Below are 5,789 nucleotides of genomic sequence, written 5' to 3'. Positions count from 1 at the left end.
TGCTCTGGGCCCTGCTGCGCGACGGGCGGACCTTCACCCCAGCCGCGCCACAACCCGCTACCGCTGCGGCTTGACACGGTCATTCAGATTCCTTCAGGCGATGTGCCGGGCATGGGGATGAGGGCGTTCATGTCTCGTCGGGGAAGCGGCGCACGTGGATCTCGTGGCCTCGGCGTTCGACGACGGTGCCGACCGGCCACGCGGCAGCCAGTTGCAGCAGCTCTGTTGCGGCGTTGCCGACGTTGGCGCGCAGGTCGGATGTGTCCGGAAGTCCCATGGCCACGAAGGCGGCGTGGAATCGGCGGATGTACTCCGTCGGAGTCATGTCGGATTCGACGATTTCGGCGGTTGTGGTGGTCTGGCGGCTGCTGATGCCGACGAAGCTGCGCGCGCAGCCGCAGTACGGGTGGTCCGGGTCCTCGTGCGAGAGGCTGGCCAGGTCGACGATCTCGGTCCCGGGGATGCTGTTGGAGTCGTTGTCCCGTTCACCTTGGGTGCGGTGGGTGGCGACGAAGTACTTGAGCACGGCTTCCTCCTCGGTGGCTGCGCCCGGGTGGGCGGTGGACGCGGCCTTCGCCAGTGGGCCCTGCGGGTCCGGGGCAAGCCGGCCACGCGAGGGCGGCGGTGTCTGTCGTGGACGGTGGGCTTGCCCCGGATCGCGGGTCTGCTGCACTGAGCTGCAGCCACACCCAGCGGGCGCCTGCCCGGGGAGGATGTCGTTGGGTGCTGCGTATAGCGCATAGCCAGACACTCAAAGTTATTACCAGAAAACCCGCCACGCTTGTGGCGAATTACTGATTTCTGAGGCACTCTGGGTTTCAGAAGGTGATCCACGGTGGCCCACAGGGAGCGGCCACAATGGACCCTTCTGGGGATCCGAATCCGCTTCAACCCCCGCGGTAGAAGGGTTCCCGGCTCGGGAGAGGGCACTGGGGAGGGCGCCTCTCCCGAGCCAAAATATCGCTGACCGACTCCACCTGGCTGTGTTCATCAGCGGCCACGCCTGAGGCTGAGGCGTTTCCAGCCAGGAACGAAGGGTCGGGTTTGCTTGCGCGCGCTGATGAGCCGTTGCCCCCACGCTCGAATGAACCTTCTGTCCAGCGGCCGTCAGCACGCAACCCAAGACAGGAGTCTTCTGATGACAACGAGCCATTTGTACGCGAAGCGGATCGCCGCGTCACTGCTGACGTTCGGAGCGCTGACAAGCGTGACGATGGCCGGCGCGGCGCCGGTCCAGGCAACCGAGCTCTCCGTCGTCGGCGTCGTGACCGGCCAGCTGGACATCGGCGCGGTCGGCGAAGGTGAGGCCAACGCGGACACGCCGGCTGTCGCGCCCGACGGAACCTTCATCTGGCCTACGCACAGGTCGTCGCACGCTCGACCGTTGCCGGCTGCGACGGCGCAGGGCTGGATTGCGGTCATCGCGATCGCGGACGGCGCGCGTATCCGGTCGCGGCCGGTGGATGGTCCGGTGCTGGGCACGATCGGCTATGGGGCTCGGTTCTGGGTGTCGTGCACGCGGCGGGCCTCCGATGGGCACGCGTGGGGCTGGTCCTATCGCGGCGGCACCTATGGGTGGGTGCGTGGCGACCTGTGGGAGGTCGAGCAGCACACTGGTCCCGGCGGAGCTGGGACACCGGTGGTGCCCCGGTGCCCGTGACACTATCGCCGCAGCAGCGGAAATCGAATGCTGACGAGTCGTCGTTACCCAACCCTGCTCTCGTCCCGGATCTACCCGCACACCGCGAACACGGACACGCCTGCTTGGTCATACCGAACACCTCGAAGGGCTGGCAGCGGTGGAGATGGCTGGTCGGCGAGGAGCAACCGTCTCCACCGCCGTCGGCTTGGTGCACGACGGGGGAGCACGTCGTCGGACCCGGATCTTGGGCCGGGTCACAGACCGGGCTTCTGCTGCTGGCCGCGAGCCGGGCGCCTCGGGAACCCGGATACTGCAACGATCGTGAGCGCTCGTCGGGGAATGCGCAGTGCATCGGCCACTTTGACGATGACAGGGAAGGTGACGTCGAGGTCGTTGTTCTCCAACAGGGCCACGGTTTCCCGAGGGAGTCCTGATCGGAGGGCCACGTCATCGACGGTGAGTCCACGCGTCTTCCGCTCGATGCACACCCAGTTGCCGAGTGACCGCGAGGTGGTTGTGTCGAAAATCGCGGAGATGTCTTGCGGTGTTGTCGGGTGCAGGTCGAAGTGGATGTGGAAATCGTGCAGCGCTGCAGCGGCGAACTCGATGCGCGATACCCCGAGAACGTCAGCCAGGGCCGCGATGTCGGCGAATGCTGTGATGGCGGTTCTGGCCTGCTCCAACTTCCGGATTCGTGACAAGGGAACTCCGGTCGCCGTCGCGAGTCGATCTTGGGCGAGGCCGCGCGCCGTTCGCAGCCGGGCGACCTGCTTTCCCAGAACCAGTTGGCCTGGCGTGAAGATCAGCGTTGCCTGGTCTTGAGCCTGCAACGGCACAGGTTGCGTCTGCGAGCCGGCATTGCCACCGTCGTGCTCTGCAGATGGAGACGGCGTAGATACGGGCACGGGACACGGGTATGACTCGGCGGTGGCTGCTGTCCGTGGCGGTAGACCGTCGTGGCGAGTGCTGTCCGACGGCGTGCCTGCTTCAGAATCATCGTCGCCGATGAACGCCGAGCTGCCGAGTACAGGAGAGCCGCTAGCCGAAAGCGATGCGCGCAGCCGCAGTTGTTCTGCTGCGGCGCCGACGGTGATCAGGCGCAGGCTCCGCAGCCGGGTCACGGTCTCGCGGTAGCGGCGAAGTGCATCGGAGTCGGTGATGTAGGTGCTGGCGTGATAGTGGTGGACGACTGCGGCGATCGTGGTGCTGTCGGTCTCGAAGAGAGAGAACGGGGCGATCAGACCGGGCGGGCATACCTCGGTCGGCACGATCGAAATGGTGATATTGCTGTGTCGATCCAGCTGCTGGAGGTAATCGAGTTGGTCGTGGACCAACAGTGGGGGGCAGGTGTGCAGTGCGGTGGTGCCGATGAAGAAGGTGTAGTGACGCTGGGGGTCGGCGATGTCTTCGCGTCGCTGGCGCCAGGCGAAGGCGTATGCCTCGGCGTGGGGGTCGGACAGGGGGTGATTGAGCACACTGAGGTCGTGTTCCGGTGTGCGAAGCAGGTCGGGGATGAGCGTGGGAGCCCAGACTGTTGTCTGGTCGGCGAGGTGCTCGTAGTGCCAGCCGATCGCTGCGTGGTCCCGGTTATCGGTGTCGACCAGGTCTGGAATGTTTCCCTGGATGGCCAGGTTGATGACGCGCTGCGCGATGGAGTAGTCGACTTCCAGTTTTCCGAGCACGAAAGCTGCCTCGGTTGGCCCTGGGAGGCGAATACCAAGCTCCCAGTTCGACAGCAGCTGTGCGTACAAGCCGATTGATTCGGAAAGAGGTCGCAGCTTGGCGCCGCGTTGCTCGCGGTGGCTGCGGAGTTTGATGCCGACGCCGATGGCTGCGGGGCGGTAGGCGGCGGGATGTTTTTTACGGTTGGTTTCGCGGGTTGTCATGTTTTTCCGGGTCGATGTCGTAGCGGGTTGAGGTGGTCAGCAGGTCGAGGAGTGTCCGGACGAATCCTGGCGGACTCGGGTTGCGCCGAATGGTGTGTGGGTACCTGGCCGTGCTCGGGGGAGGGGTGAGCACGGCCAGGCACCGGTGGTCACCCGCGATCGGGGAAGGCGGTTGCTCGACCTTGATCGCGGGCAGGTGACCGGCCACCTCGGTAGCCGGTCGATTCCGGGCAACCGGTGTCCTCGCACGGGTATCCCGTGTCGTGCGAGGACACCGGCCCCCTTTCCGGGCCGTCCGCGGCGTCGGGGCACGGTCGGCCAGGAAGTCAGGACGTTGCCGGCCGCCACGGAGGTTCCGGCAGGTCGCTGTCGGATTCAGGTTTCTGGGTGAGGACTGCGGCAGTGAAGTTCCCGCACACCGGCGTGTCGGTGGGCGGCCCGTCGGGAAACCAGGCGAACGCGGGGCCGATGCCAGGTGGTAGCAGGGTGGTGCCGCGGATCATTGCTTCGATCTGGGCTTCGGTGGCGAGGCTTCCGGTGCCGGGGCCACGGCGCTGCAGCGCAGTCTCGAATTCGAGTGCCTGGACGGCGAGGTCGGGATGCTCGGGCTGCAGCAGGTGCGTCATGGCCAGGAACGCACTGGCGGGCAGCCGGGCGAGGTGAGCCTGCACGGTCTGGGCGGTGTCGGCGCGGCTGCCGCCGTGGAAGGACATCACGCCGCCCAGCAGCAACGCCATGTGGCGGTTGTCGGGTGAGACCAGGCCGGGGGTTTTCTCGGCGGTGTTGTAGAGGGTGTCCCACATCGCCTGAGGATCCCAGGGATCGGCGTCGACGACGTGGACGCCGTCGTTCTCGTCGGCGATCGTGCGCAGGTGCGCCAGGACCAGGGGGTCGTGATCGACGTAGATCACGCTCACACGAGTGGTGCTCCGCTCGCGGTTTCGGTTGGTCGTCTCGGTGCGGCGGATGAGCGAGTGCAGGTCGTGTTCTCCAGCGATGTTGGGCAGTCCCGTCCCGGCGACGACGATGGTGCTGATGCCTTGCCGGGCAACGAGGTAGGCGGCAGCGCGTTCCAGGAACGCGTGTTCGGACCGGAACACGAATCCTGCGTCCGGTACTTGGGCTTCGAGCAGGCGCGCGGCGTCGAGTTCGTTGTTGTGGGCGAATTTGGCGCAGGGCGCATAGCGGTTGTCGCTGTTCTTGGCTTCGCGGAAGGCATCGAGAAGGAAGGCGAGATTGATCCGGTTCGGATTCGTCCCGACTGGTCGTTGCCACCAGGGTTTCCCGGCTACCGCGGGCTGGGGGATCGGGGTGGCGTGTGTCGTCTCTGGTGGCGTCATGGATGTACCGGCGCTTGGTTGGACAGCAGGGCGGTGAGGTGTGCGATGCTCAGGCGGCAGCGGTCGGCAAACCTGGTGAGGTCGGCCGGGGTTAACCCGCGAGACTGTGGGGCTTCGGTGTGGAGCGGTTGTTGTGCCCAGCGGGCCGCGGGACGGAGCGCGTCGGTCTGAGTGGCGGCCAGGACAGCGAGATTCATGACCCGGTCGGATTCCCAGCCGATGTGGTGCTCGGCCCGTGCCAGCAGCTGCGACGGCCGCAGCTGGAAGAGCAGGCCGGTGTCGCCGTGCTGGCGCAGGGACATTGAGCGGGTGGCTTTCTCCCACATGATGAGTGTTCGCGCCGTCACCTGGTTCTGAGGCCATGCGGCGAGCGCAGGGCGGGACCAGCCGCGGTCTTCCCGCTGTTGCTGTAGTTCCGCGCCCACGGTGTGGGCGAGCTCGCCGGTGTCGGTGGTGGTCATCAGGATCTTCTAAGGCTTCCTGGAGCGGGTGGATGGTGTGCGGGGAGTCGGGATCGCGAGTGGGCCAATGCCGTATCCGGACCGTGGGTGTGCGGGAGTCGAGGTAGTCGTGCAGCGGCCGCGCGCGCACGGTGGTCCACGACCAGGTCTCGGGTCTTGCGCCGTCGGTCACTGGCATGGTGGCTCCGCGGTAGTTGGAGGGTTGGTCACGTCGGCTGGCCGGTTGGTGTCTGTGGGGTTCTCACTGCATTGAGGTCTTGCGCAGGTCACGGCGGCGCAGGTGTCGCGGTAGCGGGGCTGGCGGGACCGGGCGGCGGAGACGGTGTCGCGCCGGGAATCCGCTGACGCGCACGCAGGTGCGAGCACCCCGGTGGATTCGAACGTGGCGCCGTCGACGCGGTGGATCCGCGGATGGTTGGTGGACGGTGACCGCAGAACCGTAGCGGTCGGCCGACTGACT

At 66.5% G+C, this 5,789-nt stretch carries 5 protein-coding genes; 1 reads left to right on the top strand and 4 read right to left on the bottom strand.

What is annotated here, in order from left to right; genetic code table 11:
• Window positions 1–127 precede the first annotated feature (127 nt).
• A complete protein-coding gene (locus ACWDN5_RS46080) occupies window positions 128–526 on the bottom strand; it encodes a DUF7715 family protein (protein ID WP_449680716.1) in 399 nt (132 codons plus the stop codon).
• Window positions 527–1,138: 612 nt separating this feature from the next.
• On the opposite strand from ACWDN5_RS46080, the gene ACWDN5_RS46075 reads away from it, so the two are divergent.
• Window positions 1,139–1,660: a hypothetical protein gene (locus tag ACWDN5_RS46075; RefSeq protein WP_449680715.1), complete on the top strand. Its 522-nt coding sequence runs from the start codon at window positions 1,139–1,141 to the stop codon at window positions 1,658–1,660.
• A 236-nt stretch (window positions 1,661–1,896) separates the two neighbouring features.
• Here the strand turns inward: ACWDN5_RS46075 and ACWDN5_RS46070 are convergent, their stop codons facing one another.
• The 3 genes from ACWDN5_RS46070 to ACWDN5_RS46060 form a co-directional block, all read right to left on the bottom strand.
• Window positions 1,897–3,528, bottom strand: coding sequence for a Scr1 family TA system antitoxin-like transcriptional regulator (locus tag ACWDN5_RS46070; RefSeq protein WP_449680714.1), 1,632 nt, complete (start codon window positions 3,526–3,528; stop codon window positions 1,897–1,899).
• Window positions 3,529–3,854: 326 nt separating this feature from the next.
• The gene (locus ACWDN5_RS46065) at window positions 3,855–4,868 is read right to left on the bottom strand and encodes an SAM-dependent methyltransferase (RefSeq protein ID WP_449680713.1); all 1,014 of its coding nucleotides are present in this window, start codon (window positions 4,866–4,868) and stop codon (window positions 3,855–3,857) included.
• Window positions 4,865–5,329, bottom strand: coding sequence for a hypothetical protein (locus ACWDN5_RS46060; RefSeq protein WP_449680712.1), 465 nt, complete (start codon window positions 5,327–5,329; stop codon window positions 4,865–4,867). Before ACWDN5_RS46060 ends, ACWDN5_RS46065 begins: the two co-directional genes overlap by 4 nt.
• Between the last annotated feature and the right edge of the window lie 460 nt (window positions 5,330–5,789).

The sequence above is a fragment of the Amycolatopsis sp. NPDC003731 genome (assembly GCF_053586895.1).
Note: the sequence above shows the minus strand (reverse complement) of the source record. Positions and strands in the feature narration are given on the sequence as shown.

Coding starts and splice junctions, on each gene's coding strand:
- ACWDN5_RS46075 (WP_449680715.1), top strand. CDS start 1,139: ATGACAACGAGCCATTTGTACGCGAAGCGGATCGCCGCGTCACTGCTG.
- ACWDN5_RS46070 (WP_449680714.1), bottom strand. CDS start 3,528: ATGACAACCCGCGAAACCAACCGTAAAAAACATCCCGCCGCCTACCGC.
- ACWDN5_RS46060 (WP_449680712.1), bottom strand. CDS start 5,329: ATGACCACCACCGACACCGGCGAGCTCGCCCACACCGTGGGCGCGGAA.
- ACWDN5_RS46065 (WP_449680713.1), bottom strand. CDS start 4,868: ATGACGCCACCAGAGACGACACACGCCACCCCGATCCCCCAGCCCGCG.